This is a genomic window from Sporolactobacillus sp. PKPK-6 (genome assembly GCF_056678885.1).
Genome location: NZ_JBWXPA010000003.1, coordinates 160,365 through 187,040, shown reverse-complemented (window position 1 = coordinate 187,040; position 26,676 = coordinate 160,365). Strand labels below are relative to the sequence as shown.

At 44.5% G+C, this 26,676-nt stretch carries 27 protein-coding genes, 1 tRNA gene and 2 riboswitches; of the genes, 22 read left to right on the top strand and 6 right to left on the bottom strand.

The genetic code is table 11. The features are described 5' to 3' along the window. The first annotated feature begins 243 nt into the window (after positions 1-243). From AC1MBV_RS16965 to AC1MBV_RS16955, 3 genes are read left to right on the top strand one after another with little or no spacing between them, the layout of a single operon-like run. Entirely contained in the window at positions 244-1,767 is a 1,524-nt protein-coding gene (locus AC1MBV_RS16965; protein WP_480948850.1) for an ABC transporter ATP-binding protein, read from the top strand. Further along, positions 1,764-2,828 carry an ABC transporter permease gene (locus AC1MBV_RS16960; RefSeq protein ID WP_480948849.1) on the top strand — a complete coding sequence of 355 codons (1,065 nt, stop codon included), beginning with the start codon at positions 1,764-1,766 and terminating at the stop codon, positions 2,826-2,828. Before AC1MBV_RS16965 ends, AC1MBV_RS16960 begins: the two co-directional genes overlap by 4 nt. A 2-nt stretch (positions 2,829-2,830) precedes the next feature. After that, positions 2,831-3,796 (top strand): ABC transporter permease, encoded by a 966-nt coding sequence (locus tag AC1MBV_RS16955; protein WP_255748815.1) that lies wholly within the window; start codon positions 2,831-2,833, stop codon positions 3,794-3,796. 213 nt (positions 3,797-4,009) lie between these two features. Here AC1MBV_RS16955 and AC1MBV_RS16950 read toward each other — a convergent pair whose 3' ends face one another. Next, entirely contained in the window at positions 4,010-4,423 is a 414-nt protein-coding gene (locus AC1MBV_RS16950; protein WP_255748817.1) for a maltose acetyltransferase domain-containing protein, read from the bottom strand. A gap of 203 nt (positions 4,424-4,626) precedes the next feature. Between AC1MBV_RS16950 and AC1MBV_RS16945 the strand changes: the two genes are divergently transcribed. Further along, entirely contained in the window at positions 4,627-5,223 is a 597-nt protein-coding gene (locus AC1MBV_RS16945) for a histidine phosphatase family protein (RefSeq protein ID WP_480948848.1), read from the top strand. A 61-nt stretch (positions 5,224-5,284) separates the two neighbouring features. Here the strand turns inward: AC1MBV_RS16945 and AC1MBV_RS16940 are convergent. Next, positions 5,285-5,355 (bottom strand) — tRNA-Gly (locus AC1MBV_RS16940). A 187-nt stretch (positions 5,356-5,542) separates the two neighbouring features. Between AC1MBV_RS16940 and AC1MBV_RS16935 the strand changes: the two genes are divergently transcribed. Together AC1MBV_RS16935 and AC1MBV_RS16930 are read left to right on the top strand one after the other, a co-directional pair. Beyond that, positions 5,543-5,812 (top strand): ACT domain-containing protein, encoded by a 270-nt coding sequence (locus AC1MBV_RS16935; RefSeq protein ID WP_480948855.1) that lies wholly within the window; start codon positions 5,543-5,545, stop codon positions 5,810-5,812. A gap of 21 nt (positions 5,813-5,833) precedes the next feature. Continuing rightward, complete coding sequence (locus tag AC1MBV_RS16930; protein ID WP_480948847.1) at positions 5,834-7,189, top strand: DUF711 family protein; 1,356 nt, start codon at positions 5,834-5,836, stop codon at positions 7,187-7,189. A gap of 89 nt (positions 7,190-7,278) precedes the next feature. Here AC1MBV_RS16930 and AC1MBV_RS16925 read toward each other — a convergent pair whose 3' ends face one another. Continuing rightward, positions 7,279-7,464: a hypothetical protein gene (locus AC1MBV_RS16925; RefSeq protein WP_255748821.1), complete on the bottom strand. Its 186-nt coding sequence runs from the start codon at positions 7,462-7,464 to the stop codon at positions 7,279-7,281. A gap of 179 nt (positions 7,465-7,643) precedes the next feature. On the opposite strand from AC1MBV_RS16925, the gene AC1MBV_RS16920 reads away from it, so the two are divergent. The 13 genes from AC1MBV_RS16920 (at position 7,644) to AC1MBV_RS16860 (ending at position 19,987) form a co-directional block, all read left to right on the top strand. Next, positions 7,644-8,429 carry a polyphosphate kinase 2 family protein gene (locus AC1MBV_RS16920; RefSeq protein WP_255748822.1) on the top strand — a complete coding sequence of 262 codons (786 nt, stop codon included), beginning with the start codon at positions 7,644-7,646 and terminating at the stop codon, positions 8,427-8,429. Between the two features lie 128 nt (positions 8,430-8,557). Continuing rightward, on the top strand, positions 8,558-10,099 hold the full coding sequence (locus AC1MBV_RS16915; protein WP_255748823.1) for a Ppx/GppA phosphatase family protein: 1,542 nt from the start codon (positions 8,558-8,560) through the stop codon (positions 10,097-10,099). A gap of 67 nt (positions 10,100-10,166) precedes the next feature. Continuing rightward, positions 10,167-11,174: a UDP-glucose 4-epimerase GalE gene (gene galE, locus AC1MBV_RS16910; protein ID WP_255748824.1), complete on the top strand. Its 1,008-nt coding sequence runs from the start codon at positions 10,167-10,169 to the stop codon at positions 11,172-11,174. A gap of 103 nt (positions 11,175-11,277) precedes the next feature. Then, positions 11,278-11,383: riboswitch (SAM riboswitch) on the top strand. Positions 11,384-11,529: 146 nt separating this feature from the next. Next, positions 11,530-12,348, top strand: coding sequence for a MetQ/NlpA family ABC transporter substrate-binding protein (locus AC1MBV_RS16905; RefSeq protein WP_255748825.1), 819 nt, complete (start codon positions 11,530-11,532; stop codon positions 12,346-12,348). Between the two features lie 12 nt (positions 12,349-12,360). Further along, entirely contained in the window at positions 12,361-13,374 is a 1,014-nt protein-coding gene (locus tag AC1MBV_RS16900) for a methionine ABC transporter ATP-binding protein (protein WP_255748826.1), read from the top strand. Continuing rightward, positions 13,374-14,036, top strand: a complete 663-nt coding sequence (locus AC1MBV_RS16895; RefSeq protein ID WP_255748827.1) for a methionine ABC transporter permease — start codon at positions 13,374-13,376, stop codon at positions 14,034-14,036. The genes AC1MBV_RS16900 and AC1MBV_RS16895 overlap by 1 nt, the downstream gene beginning before the upstream one ends. A gap of 122 nt (positions 14,037-14,158) precedes the next feature. Next, the gene (locus AC1MBV_RS16890; RefSeq protein WP_480948854.1) at positions 14,159-14,374 is read left to right on the top strand and encodes a helix-turn-helix transcriptional regulator; all 216 of its coding nucleotides are present in this window, start codon (positions 14,159-14,161) and stop codon (positions 14,372-14,374) included. Next, a complete protein-coding gene (locus AC1MBV_RS16885) occupies positions 14,371-14,838 on the top strand; it encodes a hypothetical protein (protein WP_480948846.1) in 468 nt (155 codons plus the stop codon). The genes AC1MBV_RS16890 and AC1MBV_RS16885 overlap by 4 nt, the downstream gene beginning before the upstream one ends. A 29-nt stretch (positions 14,839-14,867) precedes the next feature. Further along, positions 14,868-15,272, top strand: coding sequence for a phosphate-starvation-inducible protein PsiE (psiE, locus tag AC1MBV_RS16880; protein WP_255748829.1), 405 nt, complete (start codon positions 14,868-14,870; stop codon positions 15,270-15,272). 173 nt (positions 15,273-15,445) lie between these two features. Continuing rightward, the gene (locus AC1MBV_RS16875; protein ID WP_255748830.1) at positions 15,446-16,375 is read left to right on the top strand and encodes a manganese-dependent inorganic pyrophosphatase; all 930 of its coding nucleotides are present in this window, start codon (positions 15,446-15,448) and stop codon (positions 16,373-16,375) included. 940 nt (positions 16,376-17,315) lie between these two features. Further along, the gene (gene nfsA / locus AC1MBV_RS16870) at positions 17,316-18,059 is read left to right on the top strand and encodes an oxygen-insensitive NADPH nitroreductase (RefSeq protein WP_255749619.1); all 744 of its coding nucleotides are present in this window, start codon (positions 17,316-17,318) and stop codon (positions 18,057-18,059) included. A gap of 3 nt (positions 18,060-18,062) precedes the next feature. Then, positions 18,063-18,902 carry a hypothetical protein gene (locus AC1MBV_RS16865; RefSeq protein WP_480948845.1) on the top strand — a complete coding sequence of 280 codons (840 nt, stop codon included), beginning with the start codon at positions 18,063-18,065 and terminating at the stop codon, positions 18,900-18,902. A 44-nt stretch (positions 18,903-18,946) separates the two neighbouring features. After that, on the top strand, positions 18,947-19,987 hold the full coding sequence (locus AC1MBV_RS16860) for a lactonase family protein (RefSeq protein ID WP_255749617.1): 1,041 nt from the start codon (positions 18,947-18,949) through the stop codon (positions 19,985-19,987). Between the two features lie 3 nt (positions 19,988-19,990). Here AC1MBV_RS16860 and AC1MBV_RS16855 read toward each other — a convergent pair whose 3' ends face one another. The 3 genes from AC1MBV_RS16855 to AC1MBV_RS16845 form a co-directional block, all read right to left on the bottom strand. Continuing rightward, complete coding sequence (locus tag AC1MBV_RS16855) at positions 19,991-20,248, bottom strand: YuzB family protein (RefSeq protein WP_255749616.1); 258 nt, start codon at positions 20,246-20,248, stop codon at positions 19,991-19,993. Positions 20,249-20,365: 117 nt separating this feature from the next. After that, positions 20,366-20,998 (bottom strand): superoxide dismutase, encoded by a 633-nt coding sequence (locus AC1MBV_RS16850; RefSeq protein WP_255749615.1) that lies wholly within the window; start codon positions 20,996-20,998, stop codon positions 20,366-20,368. A gap of 165 nt (positions 20,999-21,163) precedes the next feature. After that, positions 21,164-22,501 carry a 5'-deoxyadenosine deaminase gene (locus AC1MBV_RS16845; protein WP_255749614.1) on the bottom strand — a complete coding sequence of 446 codons (1,338 nt, stop codon included), beginning with the start codon at positions 22,499-22,501 and terminating at the stop codon, positions 21,164-21,166. A 209-nt stretch (positions 22,502-22,710) separates the two neighbouring features. Further along, positions 22,711-22,811, bottom strand: a riboswitch (purine riboswitch). Between the two features lie 345 nt (positions 22,812-23,156). Between AC1MBV_RS16845 and AC1MBV_RS16840 the strand changes: the two genes are divergently transcribed. Genes AC1MBV_RS16840 through AC1MBV_RS16830 form a run of 3 tightly spaced genes read left to right on the top strand, consistent with a single transcriptional unit; the run spans position 23,157 to position 26,666 of the window. Continuing rightward, on the top strand, positions 23,157-24,149 hold the full coding sequence (locus AC1MBV_RS16840) for a dimethylarginine dimethylaminohydrolase family protein (protein WP_480948844.1): 993 nt from the start codon (positions 23,157-23,159) through the stop codon (positions 24,147-24,149). Positions 24,150-24,173: 24 nt separating this feature from the next. After that, positions 24,174-25,829 carry a M20/M25/M40 family metallo-hydrolase gene (locus AC1MBV_RS16835; RefSeq protein ID WP_255749612.1) on the top strand — a complete coding sequence of 552 codons (1,656 nt, stop codon included), beginning with the start codon at positions 24,174-24,176 and terminating at the stop codon, positions 25,827-25,829. A gap of 60 nt (positions 25,830-25,889) precedes the next feature. Continuing rightward, positions 25,890-26,666, top strand: a complete 777-nt coding sequence (locus tag AC1MBV_RS16830) for an ABC transporter substrate-binding protein (RefSeq protein ID WP_255749611.1) — start codon at positions 25,890-25,892, stop codon at positions 26,664-26,666. Positions 26,667-26,676: the final 10 nt, after the last annotated feature.

Sequence of the window (26,676 nt, the reverse complement as noted above, 5' to 3'; positions counted from 1 at the left end):
ATAATAAGTGAGTAAAAAAATTTTAAAAGACGAGCGGAAGTTAGCATAAGCGGTCGAAGCTTGTTGAAGTTCAGCCAGTATCAAAGACTTGGCTTCACCAAGTTTTTCTTTATACAAAGAGGATTGTATAAAAGAAAAAAGATTAGCGGTGACTAGTATAAGAAAAACTAAGGTTCAGCCGGCGTCAGGGACTTGGCTTCACCAAGTTTTTCTTTACATATTCAGAGATGGGGGACTTAAGGCATGTCCTATGCAATTGAAATGAGGAATATCAGGAAAGAATTTCCCGGTATTGTGGCCAATGACGATATCACCCTTCAGGTACAAGAAGGAGAAATTCATGCGCTGTTTGGAGAAAACGGAGCCGGCAAGTCGACGCTGATGAATGTTCTGTTCGGGTTATATCAGCCTGACCAAGGGGAAATTTATGTTCATGGGAAAAAGGAGTTCATTAACGATCCCAATGATGCAGCTCGGCTCGGCATAGGCATGGTTCATCAGCACTTTATGCTAATTGACAAGTTTACTGTTGCTGAAAATATTATCCTGGGCAGAGAACCTAAGAAGCATGGGGCTCTCGATATGGCAAAGGCTGTAAAGATCGTCAAGGAACTTTCTGAAAGATACGGATTGGATGTTGACCCAAATAAGAAAGTTGAAGACATTACGGTCGGCATGCAGCAACGTGTTGAAATTTTGAAGACCCTGTACAGAGGGTCGGACATACTAATTTTTGACGAACCGACTGCTGTGTTGACGCCACTTGAAATTAAAGAACTGATCGAAATTATGAAGCGGCTAGTGGGTGAGGGCAAGTCCATCATCTTAATCACACACAAACTAAAGGAAATATTTGAATCCTGTGATCGATGCACGGTTATTCGCCGAGGAAAGAATATTGATACGGTAGCCATTTCTGACACCAATCCGAGCGATTTGGCCAGCATGATGGTTGGACGAAAGGTCAATATTCAGGTGAATAATGCTCCTTATGATCCGAAAGAAAAAGTTCTGGAAATTGAACATCTCAATGTACTTGATTCGCGCAAGGTTGATGTAATCAAGGATCTGAATCTGACTGTTCACGGAGGAGAAATTCTTGGCATTGCAGGTGTGGACGGTAATGGACAGACTGAGTTGATTGAGGCGATTGCGGGCCTGAGAAAGGTTAAAGACGGCAGCATTAAAATCAACAATGACGATGTGACCAATCAAAAAACGAGAAAAATTATCGAAGCTGGCTTGGGTTATATTCCTGAGGATCGACAGAAGCACGGACTTGTGTTGGACTTCTCGGTTGGTGAGAATATGGTGCTGCAAACGTACTATAAGAAACCATATGCTCAAGCAGGTATTTTGCATAATAAAGTGATCACGAAAAAAGCGAAACAATTAATTCAAGAATTTGATGTTCGGACTCCGAGCGAGAAGACACTTGCCCGTTCATTGTCCGGAGGCAATCAGCAAAAGGTGATCGTCGCTAGAGAGGTAGACCGGAGTCCGCAATTACTAATTGCGGCTCAGCCTACCCGTGGCTTGGATATCGGTGCTATTGAATTCATTCACGGCAAGCTGATAGAAGAAAAGAAAAAAGGCAAAGCCGTTTTGCTTGTATCCTTTGAATTAGACGAAATTCTGCGCCTTAGTGATCGAATCGCGGTTATTTATGAAGGACACATTATTGATATTGTTAATCCGAAAGAAACAGATGAGAATGAGCTCGGCTTGCTAATGGCCGGGAGAAAGAAAGGAGGAAGCGAGGCGTGAGCAACTTATTGAAGAAGGTCAATTGGATGACACTCCTTATTCCTGTCGTGTCTGTTATTCTCGGGCTGCTTTGCGGAGCTGTGATCATGTTGATCATTGGCTATAATCCCGTGCTTGCTTACCAATCAATCATTGAATCTATTTTCCTCCAGCCTTATTACGGGGGAGAAACTATTCGGGCAATGATCCCTCTCGTGCTTGCCGGAATTGCCGTTGCCTTTGCCTTTCGCACTGGTCTCTTCAACATTGGCGTTGAAGGACAGCTGCTCGTCGGCTGGTTTGCTTCAGTTGCCTGTGCTATTTGCTTCGGCCATCTTCCGAAAGTTATTTTGCTTCCAATGTCGATCATCGCCGGCGGTGCCGCGGGGGCATTGTGGGGCTTTATTCCCGGAATTCTTAAAGCACGATTTAAAGTACATGAAGTTATTTCAACAATTATGATGAATTATATTGCATTATATACGACGGCGTATTTAATTAAAAATTTCTTATATACAGAAGGTGAACGCACACCGACGATTCCGGCTGCGGCTTCCCTTGCCTCGACGTTTCTTGCTAATCTGACTCAAGGATCACGGCTGCATTGGGGGTTTGTCGTTGCCATCATCGCTGTGTTTGCGATGTGGTTCATTTTGTGGAAAACAACAAAGGGGTATGAGCTGCGTGCCGTCGGCTTCAGTCCGGATGCTTCGAAATACGCGGGAATGAATGTCAGTCGAAACATTATGCTGTCGCTAACTATATCAGGCATTTTCGCTGGACTGGGCGGTGCTATGGAAGGCCTTGGCACGTATCAATATATGACCATTAATTCTGCGTTTACAGGTATTGGGTTTAATGGTATCGCCGTAGCGCTGCTTGGTCTGAATACACCGGTTGGTGTCGTACTTTCCGGAGCGCTGTTCGCCGGACTTCAAACCGGCGGCTTGACGATGCAGTCGGATGCCGGAGTTCCTGTTGAACTGATCCAGATTATCATCGCTTTGATTATTTTCTTTGTCGGCTCCGGTTATGTGATCAAGTGGGCGTTCGGCCGTCTATCGAGAAAGGGGCATAAATAATAATGAGCTTTTTTGAAGTTTTGACGATTATTATTCCTTCGACACTGCTTACGGCTGCCCCGCTGATTTTTACGTCATTGGGCGGCGTTTTCTCTGAACGTTCCGGAGTTGTCAATATCGGATTGGAAGGTTTGATGGCAGTCGGGGCCTTCACAGCTGCCATCTCTACTTTAGGTTTGGAGCATGCAGGATTGGGAGATGCCTCGCCGTGGATTGCGATCATCATTGCAGCCATTGCAGGAGGAATTTTTTCGTTGATCCATGCAGTTGTTTCCATTTCATTCCGTGCGGATCAGACGGTCAGCGGTGTGGCACTCAACTTTCTGGCTGCCGGTCTTACAATCTTTCTTGTGAAAATGATCTATGACGGAAAAGGACAAACACCATATATTACACACAATATTGATAAAATCAGCATTCCCGGCTTGGCGAAGATTCCATTTATCGGACCGATCTTCTTTCAGCAAGTGACCTACACGTCTTATTTGGCCATCCTTGTTTCGGTTTTGGTTTGGTTTATCATCTTTAAGACGCCATTTGGCTTGCGTCTGCGATCTGTCGGCGAACATCCGGCAGCGGCGGACACCCTAGGTATTAATGTAAGCAAAATGCGCTACATCGGTGTTGCACTGAGCGGTGTGTTCGGCGGTATCGGCGGTGCCGTATATCTTGTGACGATCACGTCCAACTACAATGTGACAACGATTGCCGGACAAGGGTTCTTAGCGCTGGCTGCTCTTGTTTTTGGTAAATGGCATCCGATTGGAGCCATGGGTGCATCCATGTTCTTCGGGTTTGCACAAGCACTCAGCATAACCGGTCAGCAGATCCCATATTTAGATCGCTTGCCTTCGGTCGTTATGCTGACGGCACCATATGTCCTGACATTGATTGTACTTACCGGATTCGTGGGTCGCGCTGAAGCACCAAAGGCGGACGGCGTTCCGTATATAAAAGGGCAGAGATAATCTGCTGGTCATCAAAGCAAAAAGAGAGGCAGTCTCATCGGTCGTTTTTCGACCATGCGGCTGCCTCTTTAATTTATAGGTAAAGAACGTTTAGCATTTTACCTTGATGTACAACGATAAGGTCATAAGAGAAAGAATCACAATTTGCGCTTTTTGGTGGGCAATCGAGTTAGGCGCCCTATCTGATAAATAAACGGAAAAACTCCGCTTATTTTACCCTTTACTTAATGAAGGACCGGAAGGATTAATGAACCAGAAGTGAGATGAATGGGGATTAGCGGGTGACCGGCTATAGATATGTACACCGGATGCATGCAAACAATGATGACCGATTACGACCGGTGCACAGTCGAGAATCACGCAGTCAAAATTGGCATAAAAATGGTCACCGACATGAATGTTATACCCATAATTGCAATGAAAGGTTGGTTCAATATAAATTCTGTCGCCCGTCGTTCCAAAAAGTTCCTTAAGAAGCACAATTCGCCGTTCACGTTCTGTAACGAGCGATGAATTAAATGTACAGACACGTTCTCGGGCACACACGCAGTCTGCAACCAATTCCGGATCGCAGGAATCGTATAGCGTCCCCGTGATTTTTTTTCTGTTTTCTGTTTTCTGATGCATAGGAGGTTCCTCCTTGCTTTTTTTGTTTCGATTATCACAAATAATGCTGCTCTATGAATAATTGTACAGAAAGATTCGAAAACGCACGACACGGGAAATAATTTTTCGTTATAATAAAGACTAAGACCAATAAAACGTGCAGCAAAAAGTTCCTTATGTCACTGCATCGTTGAAAATCAGAAGAACAATTTGGAGGTTTGATCATGACGACAATTTGCCTGGTCAGGCATGGAGAAACCGACTGGAATGCAATGGGAAAGCTGCAAGGACGCGAAGACATACCGCTTAATGAACGAGGGAGAAAGCAGGCTGAAATGGTTGGGAAATTTCTGCAGTCAGCCAAGTTTTCGGCTGTTGTGACGAGTCCATTGCTCCGTGCGAAGCAAACTGCCGAGATTATAAATAACTTTACGGGGAAATTGCCTCTTATTGAAAATGCCGATTTCATTGAGAAAGCGTATGGAAAAGCATCCGGCATGACGATCTCGGAACGTGACGAACACTTTCCGGATGGGGTCATTCCCGGAATGGAACCTATAGAGATGGTCAGGAAACGTGTCATTCGCGGGCTATCCACGGTTAAACAGAGCTTTCCTGATCAGCCTGTGCTGCTTGTCGCACATGGCGGTCTGATCAATGTTATTCTGGCTCTGCTGTCCGGCGGAGAAATCGGGACTGGAAAAACAAAGCTGTTTAACACGTGTATTAGTCATATCGCTACTGCCGGCAATTCATGGAAAATCATTGATTATAACCGCATCGAACATCTGAGCAAGTTCGGCAAGGTGACCAGCATTTGACTTTTACTGCACAAAAAAGAGAGCGAGTACATCGCTCTCAAAGGTTGCTGAATGAAGTTAAAGCGGGTGATGGGAATCGAACCCACGACGAGAGCTTGGGAAGCTCTAATTTTACCATTAAACTACACCCGCAAAAGCGCTTTAAAAACCATAACTAATCTTATAAGAATGGATTCTTTTTGTCAATGTTCATGATTCACTTGCATCGAGCGATTTTCTTGAGATAATGGCACTAAGGTCCACTTGAAAATAATACAGTCATCATCCAATTTTGATATTAAAAAAGATAAATCAAGACAAACAACAAGGAGTGGCAAAAGTGAAGGCAATTTTAACAGTAATCGGCAAGGATAACGTAGGTATTATTGCCGGCGTCAGCGGTAAGCTTGCTGAACTTCATGTGAATATTCTCGATGTTTCACAAACCATTATGAACGGCTATTTTACCATGATGATGATTCTTGATTTAACTGAGGCGGAGAGCAGCTTCGGCGATATGAAAAAGTCACTTGCTGATAAAGGAACAGAGCTTGGCGTTCAGATCAAAATTCAGCGTGAAGAAATTTTTACATCAATGCACAGTCTATAAGCTGGAGGATATCGAAAAATAATGGAAACGAAACAAATACTTGAAACCATTCGGATGATTGAAGAAGAAAAATTGGATATCCGGACGATCACGATGGGCATTTCGCTTTTGGACTGCATTGATGGCGATGGAGCGAAAGCCAGAGCAAAAATCTACGACAAGATTACACGACAGGCGGAAAAACTGGTAGAAACAGGAGAAGCAATCTCCGATGAGTTTGGCATCCCGATTATTCACAAGCGTATTTCTGTTACACCTATTTCACTTGTGGCAGGGGCCACGCAGGATGAGAATTATACGGCTTTTGCTCAAACTTTGGACAAGGCGGCAAAGACGACAGGCGTTAATTTTGTCGGTGGATTCAGTGCGCTTGTTCAGAAGGGTTACACGTCGGGCGATCGCAAATTAATTCGATCTATTCCTGAGGCACTTGCAACCACCGATTTTGTCTGCTCGTCAGTTAATGTCGGATCAACGCGCTCCGGTATCAATATGGATGCGGTGAAACAAATGGGCGGCATCGTCAAGGAAACGGCTGAACGTACAAAGGATCAGCAAGGTCTGGGCTGCGCAAAGCTGGTTATCTTTGCGAATGCCGTCGAAGATAATCCATTCATGGCAGGAGCTTTTCATGGAGTCGGCGAAGAGGACTGTGTTCTTAATGTCGGTGTGAGCGGCCCTGGTGTTGTGAAACGGGCACTTGAGAAGGTGAAAGGTCAGCCATTTGATGTCGTATCTGAAACGATTAAAAAAATTGCGTTCAAGATTACACGGATGGGCCAGTTGGTCGGGCATGAGGCGTCGACTCGACTCGGTGTACCCTTCGGTATTGTCGATTTGTCTTTGGCCCCGACACCGGCAGTCGGTGATTCAGTTGCTCATATTCTTGAAGAAATGGGACTGGAGTCGGTTGGTACGCATGGAACTACAGCTGCATTGGCGTTGTTGAATGATGCAGTAAAAAAAGGCGGCGTTATGGCGTGCAGTCACGTCGGCGGTTTGAGCGGCGCATTCATTCCTGTCTCTGAAGATGCCGGAATGATACACGCTGTTGAACGAGGTGCTCTCAATTTAGAGAAACTTGAAGCCATGACGGCTGTTTGTTCTGTTGGGCTTGATATGATTGCAATTCCCGGAGATACACCGGCAGAAACGATTTCTGCGATGATTGCTGATGAAGCAGCGATTGGTGTCATTAACAATAAAACGACGGCGGTACGCGTAATTCCTGCTCTTGGTAAATCGGTTGGCGATACGGTTGAATTTGGCGGGCTGCTCGGATATGCTCCGGTTATGGATGTGAACCGCAATTCATCAGCCGATTTTATCGCACGAGGCGGCAGAATTCCGGCACCGATTCATTCCTTTAAAAATTAAAGCTTCGCTGAAGTTTGTGTTCATAAACGCCAGCAAAATAAGAAAAGAACGGAACCCTTTTTACTTAGGGTTCCGTTCTTTTTTAGTGATTAGCGGTTGTTATGATTTTGATCTTTATTCTGATCAAAGTTTTCAGCATAATTTTTCGAATCCGCATGGTCACCGGTACGTTGTGCACGTTCTCTTTCTTCTACAGAATGTTCATCAAGCGGTTCGGCAAATTCTTCATTAAATTGCTTTGCAGCTTTTTTACCTTTTTCATCTTTAAAACTCACGATGCTCACAGCTTTCTTTTTGGTTTTTGACGTTTCCGTCAAGAAGTAGTGTGAACGTATTTTAAATAATTATGCCTTTCATCATTTAAGTCAGTTCCAGCAGGCACGAAGCGAATAAAAGGATATAAAGACAGTGAATACCATATCCTAAAGCAATTACAGATAAAGGAGAGGGTAACATGAAAAGCGGCCGTTTAGATGGAGTAAATTTGCAAAAAGAAATTGTCAGCAAGGATACTTATGAAAAGAAGTTAGCCAAGTACCAATTGAAGTTGTTGTCGATGCAGCATCTGCTGCTCGAACATAATTTAGGTGTGATTTTTGTCTTCGAAGGCTGGGACGCAGCAGGGAAAGGCGGTGCGATTAAACGAGCGGTGGCGAATCTTGATCCGCGAGGGGTTCGTGTCTGGCCAATTGCGGCACCCGCGCCTCATGAGAAACGGTACCATTACATGCAGCGCTTCTGGAGAAAGATTCCTCAATATGGTCAGATCGCGATTTTTGATCGATCCTGGTACGGTCGTGTTCTCGTCGAGCGCGTTGAACAGTTGGCAGAACCTAAAGAATGGAAACGTGCTTTTCAAGAAATTAACGAATTTGAAAAAGAATTGACGAATGATCGCTACATGATCGATAAATTCTGGCTGCACATTGATAAAGCGGAACAATACAAACGTTTTAAAAAACGTGAATCTGATCCGCTAAAAAAGTGGAAAATCACGGATGAGGATTGGCGAAATCGTGAAAAATGGGAGCACTATGTGACTGCAGCCGAAGAAATGTTTGATAAAACTGATACAGCCGCGGCGCATTGGCATATTATCCCTGCCAATAGCAAATGGTATGCCCGCATTGCCATTCTAAAGCAAATGACTCGATCAATTGAGAATCACTTGAAAGCAAATGGTTTTGATCTCTCAGAACTTCCTGATGTTTCAAAAATAATCAAAGATCAAACAAAATAGTTTCCAGTCACGGTACGGCATGCTTTTGCAGTTTGTCTTTTTTAAGTTATACTTTTGAGTAGAGGGTGTTGTTTGCAAGAAAAAATTGTTTTTGCACGGCACGACGGACAGGCGGGGGAGGGAACGTTTTGAGTATTTTGCAAAAGCATGCAATCATTGACATCGGATCGAATTCCATTCGACTTGTAATTATTGGCGTTGATCAGGATTATTTTTCTAAAGAACTGCTGAATTTTAAAACCGTCGCACGATTAAGCAACTACATAGATGAAAATGATCAATTAAGCAATAAAGGCGTGTCCATCCTTTTGGACGTGCTAAAAAGATTTCAGTTTATCATTGAACATGAACAAGGGGTCAGCGTTGTTGACGCTTTTGCCACGGCTGCTATGCGTAAAGCGAGAAATCGTGAAGAAGTGCTGAAGTGTGTTTACGATGAAACCGGGCTCAATGTTCGACTTCTTTCAGGGATGAAGGAAGCCTATTACGGCTATTTCGCAGTCGTTAATTCAACTTATGTAGAGAACGGGATCACGATTGATATTGGTGGAGGCAGTACGGAGGTTACCATGTTCAGGAGACGCCGGCTGATCCATTCTCACTCCTTTTCATTTGGTGCTGTCACTCTGTACCAGACCTTCTACAAAGACAATGATCCATATGCAGGAGACCGACTAGAGGCTTATATAAAGAAAGAATTCGCATCGCTTGAGTGGTTGTGCGGCAATGAGCTTCCTATTATTGGTATAGGGGGAACCGCCAGAAATTTAGCGCGTATTGACCAGATCCAGGAACATTACCCATTGGTGGGGCTCCATCAATATACAATTCCGCGTGAGCGTCTAAATCAGTTGAAAGAGAAATTGGCTTCGATGACACTTGAGGAACGTGAGAGTATGGACGGACTCTCAAAAGACCGGTCGGATATTATTTTGCCTGCATCGGCGGTTATTAATCTGCTTGTGAAACTGAATCGCGGAGACAGGTTTATGTTGAGCGGAGAGGGGTTGCGCGAAGGCGTATTCTATGAATGGGTGCTCAAACAAAGGAATGAAGAGCGTATCCCGTATGTTTTGAATGAAAGCCTGCGGCAGCTGCGGCGCAATTTTAATTTGGACAGCCGTCATACTGCGTATGTGAAGAAATTAGCGTTTCAAATCTTGGATGGCATATTGGATTTATTCAAAGGAGACGATTCAGAGGAACGCATTGCCTGGTTGCTTTCGCATAGCGCGGATCTTGCTTATTTAGGGGAATTTATAAATAATGAATCCAGCAGTGCACAAACCTTTTATTTACTGACTAATATGAACATTAATGGGATCAGCCACCGCGACCGCCTGGCTGTAGCGCTGATCGCTTCGTTTAAGAATCGGTCGAATCTCAGCGACTTTGCCAAGTCGTTCCAGCAAATGGCAACCAAAGAAGACATGAAACTGTATGAGACACTCGGCGCTGTGTTGCGTCTCGCACATGATTTCGATCGTACAAAATTGCATGTCGTCAATCGATTAACGCTCAAACAGACGAAGAAAAAGCAGCTTCAGTTGACTGCCTATTATCATGATGATGCCTATTTTGAAGAACAAGCTGCACAAAGACATAAAAAACATCTTGAGCGGGCATTAAAGACGTCAGTGATGATTCAATTCAAAAATGCGGATGAATAGGGCTTGTCAAGCTTTTCAATAAGGTGGAAAATGGTAGACAAAAGAAGACAATGAGAAGGGGTTTTTTATGGCTATTTTAGTATTGGGCGGCGCCGGATACATTGGTTCGCACGCGGTTTATCAACTCATCGATGCCGGCGAGGATGTGGTTGTTGTCGACAACTTGCAGACCGGTCATAAGGATGCACTTCATCCGAACGCAAAATTTTATCAAGGAGATATTCGCGACAAGACGTTCTTGGATTCTGTATTTAAGAAAGAAAATATTAAAGGCGTCATTCATTTTGCCGCCAATTCTTTAGTCGGCGAATCGGTTGAGAAGCCGCTGAAGTATTTCAATAATAATGTCTACGGGATGCAAATTCTTTTGGAAGTTATGAACGATAATAACGTGAAACACATCGTATTTTCTTCAACTGCGGCAACATACGGCGAACCGGAAGTTGTTCCGATTACCGAAGACATGCCGACGCAGCCGACCAATCCATACGGCGAAACCAAGCTTACAATGGAAAAGATGATGAAATGGTGTGATCGTGCGTATGGCATGCGATTTGTTGCCCTTCGTTACTTCAATGTTGCCGGCGCAAGTAAAGGCGGATCAATTGGGGAGGATCACCATCCGGAAACACACTTAATTCCGATTGTTCTCCAGGTTGCTGCCGGTGAGCGTGACCATATCTCCATTTTCGGCGATGATTATGCAACCAAAGATGGGACCTGCGTCCGTGATTATGTGCACATTGAGGATCTGATCGCCGCACATCGCCTGGCACTTCGCTATCTGTTTGACGGCGGCAAGAGTGATGTATTCAACCTTGGCTCAAGTGAAGGATTTTCGGTTAAGGAAATTATTGAGGCGGCAAGAAAAGTTACCGGAGAGGCTATTCCTGCTGAACTGGCTCCAAGACGTGCGGGAGATCCGAGCACGCTGATCGCTTCCCCTGAAAAGGCAAAGCGTGTGCTTGGTTGGAACCCGAAACACACGAACATTCCTGAAATACTTGCCGATGCCTGGGCTTGGCACAGCAGCCACCCAAAAGGTTACGCGACAACCGTTGAATCGGCTAAGTAATTAAGAATAGCAGCTTGTTTGTGGAACTATATGGAACTTAACGACAAAGTTTTGACACATTCGCGATTTCGCGGTACAATCGTATCACTAACCAATTGAATACTTCTTATCCAGAGCGGCGGAGGGACTGGCCCGATGAAACCCGGCAACCAAATGAAAATTTAGGTGCCAATTCCTGCAGAATCCATTTGGATTTTGAGAGATAAGAGAAGATATGAACGGATCAGGCTTCTCTCTTCTCGAGGGAAGCCTTTATTAGTTCCGAGCTCTTCATAAATTAGGAAAACTGGATGATTGGAAAAGCCTTCGGTTAGAAATCAGAGTATTCTTATATACAAACAGGAGGAAGCAAACATTGAAAAAGATTACTGCAGTTATCTCAGCGTTTTTAGCATTTTCTTTAATTTTTGTTTTGGCCGCTTGCGGCAATAGTTCTTCAAAGGAATTGAGTGAAAAGGAAATTACGGTCGGTGTGACCGGCGGTCCTCACCAACAAGTAATGGAACAAGTCGTTAAGTTGGCGAAAAAAGACGGATTGACAATTAAATTGAAAGTATTCAACGATTACAATCAGCCGAATATTGCACTGAACGATAAAGATCTGGATGCGAACAGCTACCAGACGCTCCCATTCCTCAAGGATCAGATTAAAAATAAAAACTATAAAATTACTGATGTGTTCAAAACCGTGGCCTTTCCAATGGGGATCTACTCGAAAAAAATTAAAAGTCTTAAAGATTTGAAAGACGGCGACAAGATTGCAGTACCGAATGACCCGGCTAACGAGCTCCGCGCTTTGCAATTATTTGAGAAGGCCGGCGTTATTAAACTGAAGAAGGGTGCTGGGATTACATCAACGAAACGCGACGTGGTCAGCAATCCCAAACATCTGAAGATTATCGAATTGGATGCCGCACAGCTTCCGGCACAACTTGGTGAAGTTACTGCATCCGCAATTAATACCAACTTTGCGATGGGCGCAGGTCTTACAGTGTTGAAGGATTCTATTTTCCATGAACCGCTTGAAAACAACCCGTACCCTAACTATTTTGTTGTCCGTACCGATAATAAGAATGATAAAGTAGTCAAGCAGCTGAAGAAATACTATCAATCGAAGGAAGTCAAAGCATACATTAAGAAACAGTTTGGCGGTTCCGTAGTTCCTGCTTGGTAAGGAGGAAGCATCTTGATTAAATTACAGCATGTGTCAAAAACGTTTCGTGTTGGAAAGAACAAGATTGAGGCCTTGAAGGACGTTTCCCTTGAGGTAAACAAAGGTGAAATTTTTGGTGTTATCGGTTTCAGCGGTGCCGGAAAGAGTACACTGATCCGTTGTGTAAACCTGCTTGAGCGGCCAACAAACGGGCAGGTGTTTGTCGATGATCAGGATGTTTTGGAGCTGAATAAAAAAGGCTTGCGGCAATTAAGACGTAAAATCGGTATGATTTTTCAAGGTTACAATTTGCTTGAGACAGCGAATGTCTATGACAATGTTGCAACGCCGCTAAAATTGGAAGGCGTGCCGAAAGAAGAAATTAAGAAGCGCACCGAAAAGTACTTAGAGATTGTCGGATTGTCAGATCGGCAGAGTGCTTTTCCGAGCCAATTATCCGGAGGCCAAAAACAGCGTGTGGCCATTGCCCGCGCGCTCGCTCATGAACCGGAAGTGCTGCTCAGCGATGAGGCAACGAGTGCACTGGATCCGAATACAACCGAGGCAATTCTTGAATTATTGCTCAAGGTCAATAAGGAACTGGGCATTACTATTTTCCTGATCACTCATGAGCTGAACGTTATTCAGCGTATTTGTGATCGTGTGGCCGTTATGGAAGACGGCAGAATTGTGGAACAAGGTTCGGTTGTCGATGTGTTTACGCAACCGCAGCAGCCGATGACCAAGCAATTCATCAGCACGGAATCCAAGTTTCAGATTCCGGACTCGGTGAAGAACGATTTACTTAAATCGGGCCGATTGGTCAAACTGACCTTCTTAGGAGAATCATCGAAGGATCCGGTACTAGCGACACTTGCTAAGCAGTATGATGTCTTGCCAAGTATTATTGCCGGCGGCATTGATCAATTGAAGAATCAGTCGGTCGGCAAGCTGCTCGTCCATTTGAAAGGCGATAAGGCAAAAATTGAGACGGCGATCGGCTTTCTTCGGGATCAGGATGTTCTTGTGGAAGAGGTGAAGGACTAATGGCAGACTTTATCAATGAATGGGGCAGCGCAATTTGGGAAGGGTTCATCCAGACCACACAGATGACGCTGATTTCACTCGCTTTTTCAATTCTGATCGGGCTGCCGCTTGGCGTGCTGCTGGTTCTGACACGGAAAGGCGGACAATGGGACAATGTTGCGGTTTTCACGATCGTGAACTCATTAATTAACGTCATTCGATCGATTCCGTTCATTATCCTGCTCTTCTTCCTGCTTCCGTTTACGAAGACATTGGTTGGTACGACGATTGGTGTGAAAGGTGTTATTGTTCCGCTCGTCGTTGCATGTGCACCGTACATTGCTCGACTTTTGGAAACAGCAATGCTTGAGGTCAGCAAAGGCATCATTGAAGCGTATCAGTCCATGGGTATTTCCACCCCGAAAATTATCTGGCATGTCATTATTCGTGAAGCACGTTCATCGATCATTCTCGGTCTAACGATTGCGGTGATCGGATTGATCGGCGAAACAGCGATGGCCGGATTTGTCGGTGCCGGAGGACTTGGTGACTTGGCGTACCAGTTCGGCTATGTGCGATTCCAACCGGATGTAATGTACGCGGTTATTATTATCTTGATTGTCATTGTTCAGATTATCCAATCACTGGGTAATGTCATTGCGAGAAAATTGAAGAAAAATTAATAAAGCGGTCGGCACAAACGATTCTTGTTCATCACGTTTGACTGCCGCTTTTTCTTTATCTATAATGTTAAATATAATTAACATTATGTATAGATGATTAAACATTGGATGTGCTGAACGCCATGCATTTAGTAAATCGAGTCAAGGAATTGAGAGCGCGATATAACTGGACACAATCGGAACTGGGCGAGAGAGTCGGTGTGACGAGGCAAACGATTGCCTCCATTGAAAAAGGGGATTACGTCCCTTCGCTCCTTCTCGGTCTGCAGCTCTGTGATGTATTTAGGTTGCGCATGGAGGATGTTTTTGAACTGGAGAAAGGAACGGATGAAAAATGAAGCGTTTGTGGTTTTCGCTAATCATGTCGATCTGTACCATTATCGCATTCGGACTGGCAATGATCCCATTAACTCAACTGACAAACGGTTTGGCAGATTTGATTCGTAATGATGCAAGCGGTTTTTCAGTAGAAATAAAAGTGGTTTGGTTTCTTCCGGTGGTTCTATTAGCGATCATCGAAGCAATCGATTGTTTATGGAATAAACGAAAAAACAAATCATCATTTTGGATCTATCCGCTCGTTAATCCATCAGATGATGAACGTGAGCGAGCCATCACAGCTAAAGCTTCACATGACGCTTTTTTCACGATTTGGGCGGTGGCACCAATTTGTGCGGGCTTGATGTGCTTCTATCCATTGTTCACAGATGTTTTTTCGATTTATCCGATGGTTGTCGTGCTTATCATTCCCTTTGTTCAGGTAACTGTGTACTATCTGAAAATCAGAAGAATATATATGTGATCCATTATTGATAGGGAGGTTGTGATCTTTTGAATCGTGAAAAAATTGACTGGCTCATTACAACGGTACTTCAGTGGACACTGAATCTTGTTCTTCTTGCACTTGCTGCTGTTTTATGTGTCGCATTGATCAAGGAAACGTATCAATTTTTTACCTATCTTTTTTTAAGTGAGAACGCCTCCTACTATCATCTATTAGAAGGTATTCTCGTATTTTTCCTATACTTTGAATTTATCGCGTTAATCATCAAATATTTTCAAGCACATTATCATTTTCCGCTACGCTATTTCATCTATATTGGTGTAACGGCAATTGTCCGATTAATCATCGTTAGTCACGACCATCCGCATTCCGTTCTGCTGTATGCAATTGCCATTCTGGTGCTGGTCGGCGCGCTGTATATTGCCAATACGAAAATGCTCAGACGGGAGTGAAAATGACGTCTCTATACGGATCACTTCAAAAATAATGCATTATTCAATGGCCATATCAATGCATGTCTGCTGGCTATTGAAATTCTCAGATACTTAAGGTATGGTTTTGTTGAGAGACTATAAACGGAATATCTGTGAATAGCCAATATACGTAACGATAAGGAGTAGACAAAATGGGAAAAGTGCTTGTTTTCGGGCATAAAAGTCCTGATACCGATGCGATTTGCTCGGCAATCGCATTCGCTGATCTGAAGAATAAACTTGGTGAAGATGTAGAAGCAGTTCGTCTGGGTGATTTGAATGGTGAGACGGAGTATGTGCTGAAGCATTTTCAAATTGAAGCACCGCGTCTGGTAAAGACCGTTGCCAATGAAGTACCGGCCGTTTATCTGGTTGACCATAATGAGCGGGCACAAAGTGCTGACGACATCGAAAAAGTTGACGTTCTCTCTGTTGTCGATCATCACAGAATCGCTAATTTCGAAACGAAAGCGCCGCTTTATTATCGGGCAGAACCAGTAGGCTGCACAGCGACGATCATCAACAAGTTGTACAAGGAAGCCGGAGTACCTGTATCCAAAACGATTGCCGGAATCATGTTGTCGTCAATCATTTCTGATACACTGTTGTTCAAATCGCCGACCTGCACAGAAGAAGATGTGAAAGCGGCAAAGGAGCTTGAAACGATTTCCGGTGTTGATACTCAGGCCTATGGATTGGACATGCTTAAAGCAGGAACCAACATTGCTGACAAATCAGCTGAAGAGTTGATTTCCATTGATGTGAAGCCGTTTGAAATGGGCAAATATGCTGTGAAAATCGCTCAGGTCAACGTTGTGGATACAAATGATGCACTTTCTCGTCAGGCGGAGCTCGAAGCTGCAATCAACAAGGAAATTGATACGAATAATCTTGATTTGTTCGTACTTGCAGTGACCAATATTCTGACCAGTGATTCTGAAGCACTGATCCTTGGAAAAGCAGCAACGGCAGCTGAGGCAGCCTTCAAGGTAACCTTGGACAATAATGTAGCTACACTTAAAGGTGTTGTTTCACGCAAGAAACAAATTGTACCTGTACTCACCGAAGAACTGACAAAATAATTTGATTCAAATTAATTGGCAAAGAGCTGTCCTCTTTGCTTATTTACAAGATAAGAAAGTATAGGATTTTGCCCCATATTTAAACGAATAAGCCAGTGTCTTGGACGAGAATCAAAGCGGAGGTGCGAATGCGCCTGCGGGTGCGGCCCTGTTGATCGCATGCCAGCGAGAGAGAACCCGTAGATTTCTGCTTGTCTGAGGCTCGCGGTGCGCCCGCGGTCGTGCTCTGTTGGTGCGAGTAACCGAAGCGATGATTCAACACTGTAAAGACACAAACCAATGCTAAAAAAGGAGCTTTCGCAAGTGTAAAGGAGCTTTCGCAAGTGTAAAGGAGCTTTCGCTAAATACGCATACGTCCTGTATGCAACGCGAAAGCCATCACATCCTGTGAAAGTACGTCCTGCATGCAACGCGAAAGCCATCACATCCTGTGAAAGTAAGGACCGGGCGCTTTTTGCCCGGTTTTTCTTACAAGAAAAGAAAGTATGTCGTTCTGCCTTGCTGGTATAATGATCAGCGTTATAAGATTCGGGTGTGCGATCAGGCAAGCGCCCAATCTGAGAAATAGACGGAAAAATTCCGCTTAAATTGAAAATGAATGGTAAAATCGCTTAAATAGACGGAGAAATTACCCTTATTGAATCGAAAAACGTAAAAATAGAGGTTTTTTCTCTGAATAAGCGGAAAAATTACCCTTATTTACAGGCAAAACAAGCACCATGGTGTATATAACCGGAAAATCTCCGCTTATTTTACTTGTTACTTAATGAAGGACCGGGCGTTTTTTGCCCGGTTTTTCTTAGCAGGGGAAGCAGCGTGAGCGCCGCTTCCCCCGTATTTGTGCTTGGAGGCGATTGATGCTCAATACGTTTTTCATGCATGGGTGAGATGAATCACGTATAATTGAGAGAAATAGTTCACACAAAGGGGTTTACGATTCATGCATAATGCAGTCATCAGTACTTTGTTGAATCATCGTTCCATTCGCAAGTTCAAAACACAGCCATTGTCGGAAGAACAAATAAAGTTGCTTGTTTCATGCGCACAGGCGGCATCTACGTCAAGTTTTACACAATCCTTTTCCATTATTGGCGTTGAGGATCCGGAAATCAAGAAACAGCTGCGCGCCATCTCCGGAGATCAGCCGTATGTTGAAGAAAATGGTTATTTCTTTGTCTTTGTTGCAGACCAGTATCGTAACAAAAAGATTGGTGATCAGAACGGAGCGGATACTTCGGTATTGGACACAACGCAAAGACTCACAGTTGCGCTTGGTGACGCTGCTTTTGCCGCTCAGAATATGGCTGTAGCCGCCGAATCCATGGGACTTGGAATCTGCTATATCGGAAGTATTCAGCGCGACATCGAGAAGACTGCGGAACTTTTGCATCTTCCGGACTATACGTTTCCGGTATTCGGCCTTGCGGTAGGCTATCCCGATCAGAATCCGGAAAAGCGGCCGCGGCTTCCGTTTGAAAACATCTTCCATAGAAATGTATATGAAGAGAAGGGAAACGAAGACGCATTAAACCAGTATGATCAAAAAGTCGCTGATTACTACCACACGCGGACAGGCGGCCGCCGTGACGAAACATGGACAGAACAAATCACGCATGGTTTGTCAGTGCCGCCACGTCTCGCTCTGAAGCCGTTTTTGGATAAGCATCATTTGGGCAGGCGCTGAGTGATGAGCGGTCAATCGTGGATGGCGATTGTCTTAAGAATCGTCGCAATGACAGGTGTTCAGTTTATCTCTTTGATCGGAGCACTTTTCATCGGCGGTTTTATTCTCGGATTTCTTGAGAGACAGGCAAATGGACGGGTGATCCATGCGTTCGGCATAAAGGGCATCTATTATACTGCCTGGTTGGGCACGCCGATTCATGAACTGAGTCATGCCGTTATGTGCTTGATCTTTCGTCATCGTGTGACTGAAGTCAAATTGTTGCAGGCGGTGGATACCGATGGAACGATGGGCTACGTGCGTCATGCATATAATCCAAACAGCCTTTACCAAAGGATTGGTAATCTTTTTATTGGTGTAGCACCGCTGATCGGCGGCAGCTTGATCATCGCGCTTTGCGCGAAATGGATGACTTATGATTCATCGCTCGCCTTCTTTGATTGGTCTCAGGCTCCGCAACAGTTCTCGTTCTTTGATTTGCCTTCATGGACAGCGCTGGGAAAAGCAATTCTTCAAATCTTTCAGAGCCTGTTTGCTGTGTCTAATTACAGTCATCCTGCTTTCTGGCTGTTTGTTTTAATCGCACTATGTATCTCATCGCGTATGTCGCTGAGCAACGAAGACATCCGTGGTGCCGGGAGCGGGGCAGGCGCTCTTTTTGGACTTCTGCTTGTGGCAAATGCGCTCAGCGTACTGCTTGATCCGGCACTGCATATGCAGATTACCTGTTGGATCGGACGTTTTAATTTTTTACTTATGGTCATGTTAAGCTTGTCCGTATTTTTCTCATTGCTTGTCTTATTAATCAGTCATTTGCTGTTTCTTACGGTTGGACGCAGGTGATTTCTAGAAAATAAAAAGCTGTTTTTAGTAAAGGGGGCTGTACAGTGATCTATAACGGATACATCGGTACCTATACAAAAGGAAAAAGCGAGGGCATTTATTCATTTGCTCTTGATACGACGCGCAAGAAACTTGTTGACTTGCATGCAGTCGCGAACCTCGGCAATCCAACCTATCTTGCGATTAGCAGCAATAACAATCATCTTTACTCCGTAGTGAAAAGAGGATCGGAGGGTGGAATTGCTGCTTTTACCATTGACACTTCGGGGGCACTTGAACCCCTCGGTCAAAGCCTGAAGACGGGCGCTTCTCCTTGTTATGTGAGTGTCGATCGGGAAGACAGGCGTATTTTGGATGGTAATTATCACGAGGGTACGGCGTGTGTATATGCACCTGATCCAAATCGAGGTGTTCGGTTAAAGGCGGAGATGAAGCACGAAGGATCAGGAGCAGATCCTGTTCGTCAGGAGGCGCCGCATATTCATTTTGCGAAATTTACCCCTGATAATCGTTTTGCGGTTACAGTAGATTTGGGGATTGACGCGCTGACAACCTACCATCTGACTGAGGATAGATGGATCAAGCAGAGTGAACTGAACTTTACGCCGGGCACCGGACCGCGTCATTTGGTGTTTCACCCGAATGCACCTTATGCTTATGTGATGACGGAGCTGAGTTCCGAAGTGATTGCGCTGCATTTTGACGAGAAGAACGGTAACTTTTCCATCATGCAGACAGTAAGCGCACTGCCTGCTGATTTTAAGGGACACAGTCAAGGTGCAGCAATTAAGATCAGTGCTGATGGGCGTTTTGTTTATGTGTCAAATCGCGGGCACAACAGTATTGCAGTATTCCAAATTGATGAGGAAAGCGGAAGAATTGCACTGATCGAGCATGCGGATACGATCGGAGACTGGCCGCGGGATTTTGAAATCGATCCAAGCGGACAATTTCTTGTTGTCGCGAACCAGAATTCCGAGGATCTCGTCTTGTTTGAGCGGGAGATGGTATCTGGCCATCTGAGCTTACTCGATGCAAAACTCTCGGTTCCGTATCCGGTATGTATTAAATTTATGCATGTGTAAGACTTATTGAAGCGTGTCCAATTCTTCGTTAACTTTTTGTTCTATTTTTTCAAGACAGGCATCGATGGTGTTCGCAAAAACGCGTTGCCCATTAACCATTGCGAACGGTTTTAAACTGCACATGCCGCATACGTTCAGGCAATCGTAGTTCATCACTGCGACTTCCGGGTGGCGGGCTATTTTTTCTAAGTGCTGAACGGTCAGCGATCCATAGTCGCATACTTCAACAGTGACAAGGCCTAAGCCTAAACCTTCGTTCATGATCAAACCTCCTTGCGCAAGCATTACTTCTATTTTAGCGATGTTTGGTATCCGAAATCAAGGAACGTGCCATAACGCAGAAATTCCGAAGTGAACGAAATCACTTCGGAATTTTCATTAATGTACAGCTTCGGTGTCGAGTGTCTTATTATAAACGTCGGAGACAAAATCCCAGTTAATGACATTGAAGAAATTCTTAACATATTCTGGACGCCTATTCTGGTACTTCAGATAATAGGCATGCTCCCAGACATCAAGGCCAAGCAAGGGAGTTGCACCGTCCATGAGCGGACTGTCCTGATTCGGTGTATTGGTTACCTTCAAAACATTTTGCTTCGTGACCATCAACCAGGCCCAACCGGAACCGAATTGGCCGGTGGCTGCATTAGTGAAGGCTTCTTTGAATTTTTCAAAGCCGCCGAGCTGTTTATCAATTGCCTCAGCTAGCGCGCCGGTCGGTTTATTCGATCCTCCGGGAATAAGGACCTTCCAGAAAAAGCAATGGTTGTAGTGACCACCGCCATTGTTTCGGACTGCGGTTCGAATATCCTCCGGAACCTTATCCAAGTGAGCGATCAGGTCGGTCAGCGAGTTGTCTTTTAATTCCGGGTGCTTATCAAGGGCAGCGTTCAGGTTCGTGACGTAGGTCTGATGATGTTTGTCGTGGTGAATCATCATCGTTTCTTTGTCAATGTAAGGTTCCAGAGCGTCAGGAGCAAATTCGAGTGCGGGCAGTTCAAAATGACTCATAAACATCCTCCTTTTTACCAAATCGTTTGCCAACCCCAATTCTATTGAATCAATAATCGGCATTCTAAGCAATTAATGTGCCTCGAAACCTGCACTTCTATGTATCGATGACTATATGGATAAAAAAATGCGGATCCAATTGGACCTGCAACAAATTTCCGATCATTAAACACGTATGCCCGCACGCTTCATCAGTCGCTCGATTGCGATCTCAGCTTCACTTAAAACAAACGTTTGATCAATGGTTTTCATCTGTCGATTTTCCATAACAACGCGACCGTCAATGATCGTGGTTTCAACATCCGAGCTCTTGGCTGAATAGACAATTCGTGAAATCGGATCGGTGCCGAACATCGGGTTGCAATGGAAGTTATTGAGATTCAGTATGGCTAAATCGGCTTTTTTTCCGACTTCGAGGCTGCCGATCTCATGTTCCATGCCGACTGCTTTAGCCCCTTCAATCGTTGCCATGCGAAAAATGTGTTTGGCATTCATTGCCGTCGGTCCGTTTGCCGGTTTGTGAATGAGTGCAGCGAGCCGCATTTCCTGGAACATATCCAGATTGTTGTTGCACGGCGCGCCGTCTGCACCAAGACCGAGATTAATGCCTAGATCGGCCATTTGCGGCACTTGAGCAATCCCTGAAGCAAGCTTGAGATTGGAACCCGGGCAATGGCTGACATGAATGCCTCGTTTATGAATGATTTCTTTTTCTTTTTCGCTGAGCCAAATGCAATGGGCGAGGATCAGGCGTTTGCCGGCAAGCCCAATATGGTCAAGATAGACGATGTTGCGCATGCCGGTATCGTGCTCAACAATAGCAATTTCACCGCGATTTTCCGATGCATGTGTGTGAACAAAAACATTATAATGATCGGCGAGATCACGTACTTGGGTGAGCAGTGATTCAGTACATGAGATGACAAAACGCGGCGCGAATGCGTAACGGATTCGTCCGTTGTCATGACCGTTCCATTTTTCAAGCAGATCGACACTTTCGCGAATGGAATCATCCGTTTTCTCCTGGAGGCCAAGTGGCACGTCGCTGCCTTTATCCATCATGACTTTTCCGGACAGCGCACGTATCCCGCTTTCAGCAATTGCCTGAAATGCTTCGCCCGTATGATGTACGGTTTCCATATCGACAATGGTTGTCGATCCTCCAGAGATCAGTTCACCGATGCCGAGCAGTGCAGACAGATAAATTGATTCCTTATCATGCGCGGCTTCGAGCGGCCAAATACGTTCCCGAAGCCAGTCCATGAGTTCCAAATCATCTGCTTTTCCACGAAATAAGGTCTGGCAAAGGTGAATATGGGTTTGAATGAATCCGGGAATAATTGTTCTGCCGGTTCCGTCTATGACGCGATCATTCGGTTTGGGCTTTACAATTGTACCCACGGACTGGATGCGATCGGCTTCAATGACAAGGTCTCCATGAGTGATCGTTTCCTTTTGATCCATAGTGACAATTTCGGCATTTTTAATAATTGTTCGTTTCATTTCAGCCATCTCCAATTTGAAGTGTAGAAAACATTAGAAAACTTGCCGATTGGCAAGCCTTGGCGTAGACAGAGGCTTAGTTGCGACGGCCATGGACGGCCCAGTGTCCGGCTTGCCACAGGACGTGGCGTTATGCCGGACCACTTATACTATCTACCTCATCTTTTATATATAATTATTTTCTGATAGTAAAAAAAAGGCTACGAAAAATATGCGAACATATTCTTCGTAGCCGGGAATTTACGGTTCCCAGGTAGAAACCCTTAAACCGTATTATTAAGGATATACGAAAACAGAAAGGATGAAGTTTACGTAGTTAATAATAAGCGAATATGGAGAGATCGTCAATTATAATGTCAGCAAATCTAACAATCGGTATTCTTTAATACAGTAAATCTGACAAGTGATGAAGGAATTAGAATAATTAAAAAAGAACGACGGTTTTTCCAAGGATGTGCCTGACATTATTGCTGTACTGCAATAAAGAAATAAAACTGGATATTCATGAACAATAGAATATTCAGATACATGACATAGGAATTTATAAAGTACACAGCGCTCAATTTATATTATGATAGAAATAGATGTTTTTCATGTAAGGTTTTATTCCGTCACATGTGCTAAATTGTACTCAGCCTAACAAGGAGGGTTTAACTTGTCTGTATTGCATAAATTTCTTGATGAGAATATGGTTCAGGATTCATTTGAAGATACTGCTCTTTTGGAGAAGTACTGGTCTTCAGATTGGGGAAACCCGAATGCGGTTGGAAAGGTAAGAAAGGTATTTGTTCACCGTCCGGGAAATGAGGTCCATGAATTAAATAAAGCGAAGTTCGAACCGGAAGCCGGAGCGAGGATTCTTCGCGACACAAGTGGAAACATTGTCAGTTACAGCTTAAGCAAGGAGCCGTTGGATCTGGTGAAAATGCAGGAGCAGCACGATCGGATGACTAATATTTTGAAGCGGGAGGGTGTTGAGATTATTCCGCTTATTGAGGACGATCAACTGCTAACCAATAATCTATTTGCACGTGATGTCGGCATGGTGATTCCCGGCGGTCTGATTTTGGCGCGTTTCGCGTTGAAATTCAGATACGGAGAAACGCGTCGTACACTCCAGACAGCTGCTGAAATCGGTATGCCGGTGTTGGCATCTATTCAAGGCAAAGGCTTTGTGGAAGGCGGCAGCTTTATGGTATTCGACCGAAAAACGGCGATGGTCGGGCACTCTATCCGCGTGAATCAGGCAGGTATCGATCAGCTGCGTGCCATTCTTTCTTGGCAGGGCATGGATCTTGTGGTTGTCGATCTGCCGTCCAGCATGATCCATCTTGACGAAGTATTCAATATGGTTGATGTCGATAAGGCACTTGTTGATCCGACGAATCTGCCGCATTGGTTCCTGCAGGATTTGCAACAACGCGGTGTCAAACTGATTTATACAGATCCGCTCGATCCGCCAATGACAACGAATTGTTTGTGCCTTGAGCCGGGAAAAGTTCTGTTTACGTCTCTTGGTGTCCGTACCATTGAGGCACTTGAAAAAGCCGGCGTTGAAGTCATTGCAATTCCTGTTGATGAATTGAATAAAATGGGCGGAGGTATCCACTGTTCCTCACTCGTGCTTCAGCGTGATCCGGTGGAATAATTCAGTAGAGAAGGTGGATTCTAAATGTATGAGGTCATTAAAAATTTGCCGGAAGAAGAGCAGATTGAAAAAATAGCGAGAGACCTTGTCAGCGTGAAAAGTGTCAACGGCACAGATGGAGAGTTTGCAATGGCAAAGGAACTGGAAACGATTCTCCGATCCTTTCCCTATTTCAAACAGCATCCAGAGAATGTCTGGACACAGGCATTGGAAGATGACAAGCTGGGCAGAAAGAATGTCTTTGCATTCCTTGAAGCCCCAATTGAAAAGAAACAGACCATCATTTATCATGGTCATATGGATACGGTCGGCATTGACGACTTTGGCTCCCTTGAAGCGCATGCACTGGATCCTGATTACCTTCAGCACTATTTTTCCAAATATGAAAAAGACAGTGATGTGCAAAAAGATGCTGTCTCCGGAGACTGGCTTTTCGGCAGGGGTATGCTGGATATGAAAAGCGGCGACGCCGTCCATCTGAGTAATCTTCTCTATTATTCAGAACATCCGGATCAATTGAAGGGCAATCTTCTGGTGATGTTCAACCCGGTCGAAGAGAATGACCATGAGGGTGTTATGGAAGCAACGCGAGAGCTGATCCGCCTGCAGAAGGAACGGGGGCTTGAGTTTTTGCTGGCCATTAATGGTGACTTCAACAGTCCGCTCTATAAAGGTGATTCGCGGCGCTATATCTATACAGGTTCGGCAGGCAAGCTGCTTGGGTGCTTCTATATCCGCGGAAGAGAAACTCATGTCGGTGAGACACTTTCGGGCATTGATCCGACACTGATCGCGAGCAAGGTCAACAATGCGTTGAACAATAATATGGATTGCGCCGAGCAGATTTCTGATGAGGTCATTCTTCCTCCGTCTTGTCTTTTTTTAAGAGACAGAAAAGCATTCTATAATGTGCAAACGGCAGGAACAACGCATCTGTATTTTAACTATTTTCTCTATGAACGCACGCCGAAAGAAGTGCTTGCTCAATTGAAAATAGTCGCGAAAGAGGCTTGTGACGATCTTGCGTCATTTCTTCAGAAACAATATACTATATTCTCGAAGAACTGCGGGCTTGAAGGACAAGCACCGGAATGGTCGACTGATGTACTGAGCTATGAAGAATTCGTCGAAGAGCTCGCTCAGAAGGGGGTTCCGGTTGATGAAATCACGGATCAAGTCGTTCAGGCGAATCCGGACGAAGATTTTCGGCAGGTCAGTTTCAAGGTGATTGAGGCACTTGAAAATCGTTCCGGAGACAAACGTCCTAAGGTGATTATCTTTTTTGCTCCGCCGTACTGCCCGCATAATTATCTGCGCGATGAGGTTGCGGCAGAGAAACGTTGCGATGAAATCCTTGATCAGGTTCTGCACCAAGCTGAGAACGAGACCGGCGAGCAATTTGCCAAGAAACGCTTTTTCCCTTATCTCGCCGACAGCAGCTACCTTGCGATGAGTGAGACGGCGGAAGAAACGGCAGCGATCATTGGAAACTTCCCTGCATGGGGCAAAACCTACAGTGTACCGCTCGACCAGATTCGCGAGCTGAACATCCCCGTTCTTGACATGGGCGTCTATGGTAAACGGGCGCATACATGGATGGAACGTGTCTACAAGCCCTATTCATATGGTGTGCTTCCGAAGCTGATCCGTTCAATGACCGAACAAGTTTTTGCAGATTAAAGAAAACGTTTTTAATTCCTTAACAAGGGAATCAACAATAAAAAAAGAGGCGAATGATTAATGATGAAAAAAATGGGTTTAGTTATGATGGCTCTGCTGCTGATTGTACTCTCAGCGTGCAGCAGTTCAGGAAGCAGTGATTCAAGCAAAAAGAAAACAATTGTCATGGGCACGAGCGCCGATTATCCGCCGTTTGAATCGGTAGATACGGCAAATGGAAACAAGATTGTCGGCTTTGATCTTGATTTGGCAAAGTATATTGCTGATCAACTTGGCTACAAGTTGGAAATCAAAAATCAAGATTTCAATGGTTTGATTGCTGCGTTGAATAGTAAAAAAGTCGATTTTGTTATGGCGGGTATGGTGAATACACCGGAACGAAGAAAAAATGTTGAATTCTCTCAAACCTATTTTAATGATTACCAAGTTATCCTCTCCAAAAAAGGTGCTAAAATCAATAGTGTAGAAGACCTTAAAGGCAAGAAGGTCGGTGTCCAGCTTGGTACGACTCAAGAGACACTCGCTGTTAAATTAAATAAAACAATCCCTATGAATATTCAGAGATGGGACAAGCTGAATGAAATGGTTGAAGCAATGCGTGCAGGTAAACTTGATGCAATCATTACGGTAAGTTCAGTTGCTTATGGTTATACAAGCAAAGACAAAAATATGCATCAATTTAAGGCAATTGTGGACGGAAAACCTGAATCGGATCCAATCAGTGCAGCATTTCCAAAGAAAAGTAAGCTAGCTGCTGAATTTGATAAAGCGATTACTAAGGCTAAGAAAAATGGAAAACTTGATGAACTTGTTAATAAGTGGATAAAAAATCAGTAATCGAATTGTT

What these genes read in the sequence shown, in the direction of transcription:
- AC1MBV_RS16890 (WP_480948854.1), top strand. Translation starts at nt 14,159, where the DNA reads ATGCATTTAGTAAATCGAGTCAAGGAATTGAGAGCGCGATATAACTGG.
- AC1MBV_RS16875 (WP_255748830.1), top strand. Translation starts at nt 15,446, where the DNA reads ATGGGAAAAGTGCTTGTTTTCGGGCATAAAAGTCCTGATACCGATGCG.
- AC1MBV_RS16930 (WP_480948847.1), top strand. Translation starts at nt 5,834, where the DNA reads ATGGAAACGAAACAAATACTTGAAACCATTCGGATGATTGAAGAAGAA.
- AC1MBV_RS16850 (WP_255749615.1), bottom strand. Translation starts at nt 20,998, where the DNA reads ATGAGTCATTTTGAACTGCCCGCACTCGAATTTGCTCCTGACGCTCTG.
- AC1MBV_RS16945 (WP_480948848.1), top strand. Translation starts at nt 4,627, where the DNA reads ATGACGACAATTTGCCTGGTCAGGCATGGAGAAACCGACTGGAATGCA.
- AC1MBV_RS16845 (WP_255749614.1), bottom strand. Translation starts at nt 22,501, where the DNA reads ATGAAACGAACAATTATTAAAAATGCCGAAATTGTCACTATGGATCAA.
- galE (WP_255748824.1), top strand. Translation starts at nt 10,167, where the DNA reads ATGGCTATTTTAGTATTGGGCGGCGCCGGATACATTGGTTCGCACGCG.
- AC1MBV_RS16950 (WP_255748817.1), bottom strand. Translation starts at nt 4,423, where the DNA reads ATGCATCAGAAAACAGAAAACAGAAAAAAAATCACGGGGACGCTATAC.
- AC1MBV_RS16920 (WP_255748822.1), top strand. Translation starts at nt 7,644, where the DNA reads ATGAAAAGCGGCCGTTTAGATGGAGTAAATTTGCAAAAAGAAATTGTC.
- AC1MBV_RS16885 (WP_480948846.1), top strand. Translation starts at nt 14,371, where the DNA reads ATGAAGCGTTTGTGGTTTTCGCTAATCATGTCGATCTGTACCATTATC.
- AC1MBV_RS16955 (WP_255748815.1), top strand. Translation starts at nt 2,831, where the DNA reads ATGAGCTTTTTTGAAGTTTTGACGATTATTATTCCTTCGACACTGCTT.
- AC1MBV_RS16895 (WP_255748827.1), top strand. Translation starts at nt 13,374, where the DNA reads ATGGCAGACTTTATCAATGAATGGGGCAGCGCAATTTGGGAAGGGTTC.
- AC1MBV_RS16865 (WP_480948845.1), top strand. Translation starts at nt 18,063, where the DNA reads ATGAGCGGTCAATCGTGGATGGCGATTGTCTTAAGAATCGTCGCAATG.
- AC1MBV_RS16835 (WP_255749612.1), top strand. Translation starts at nt 24,174, where the DNA reads ATGTATGAGGTCATTAAAAATTTGCCGGAAGAAGAGCAGATTGAAAAA.
- AC1MBV_RS16855 (WP_255749616.1), bottom strand. Translation starts at nt 20,248, where the DNA reads ATGAACGAAGGTTTAGGCTTAGGCCTTGTCACTGTTGAAGTATGCGAC.
- nfsA (WP_255749619.1), top strand. Translation starts at nt 17,316, where the DNA reads ATGCATAATGCAGTCATCAGTACTTTGTTGAATCATCGTTCCATTCGC.
- AC1MBV_RS16830 (WP_255749611.1), top strand. Translation starts at nt 25,890, where the DNA reads ATGATGAAAAAAATGGGTTTAGTTATGATGGCTCTGCTGCTGATTGTA.
- AC1MBV_RS16965 (WP_480948850.1), top strand. Translation starts at nt 244, where the DNA reads ATGTCCTATGCAATTGAAATGAGGAATATCAGGAAAGAATTTCCCGGT.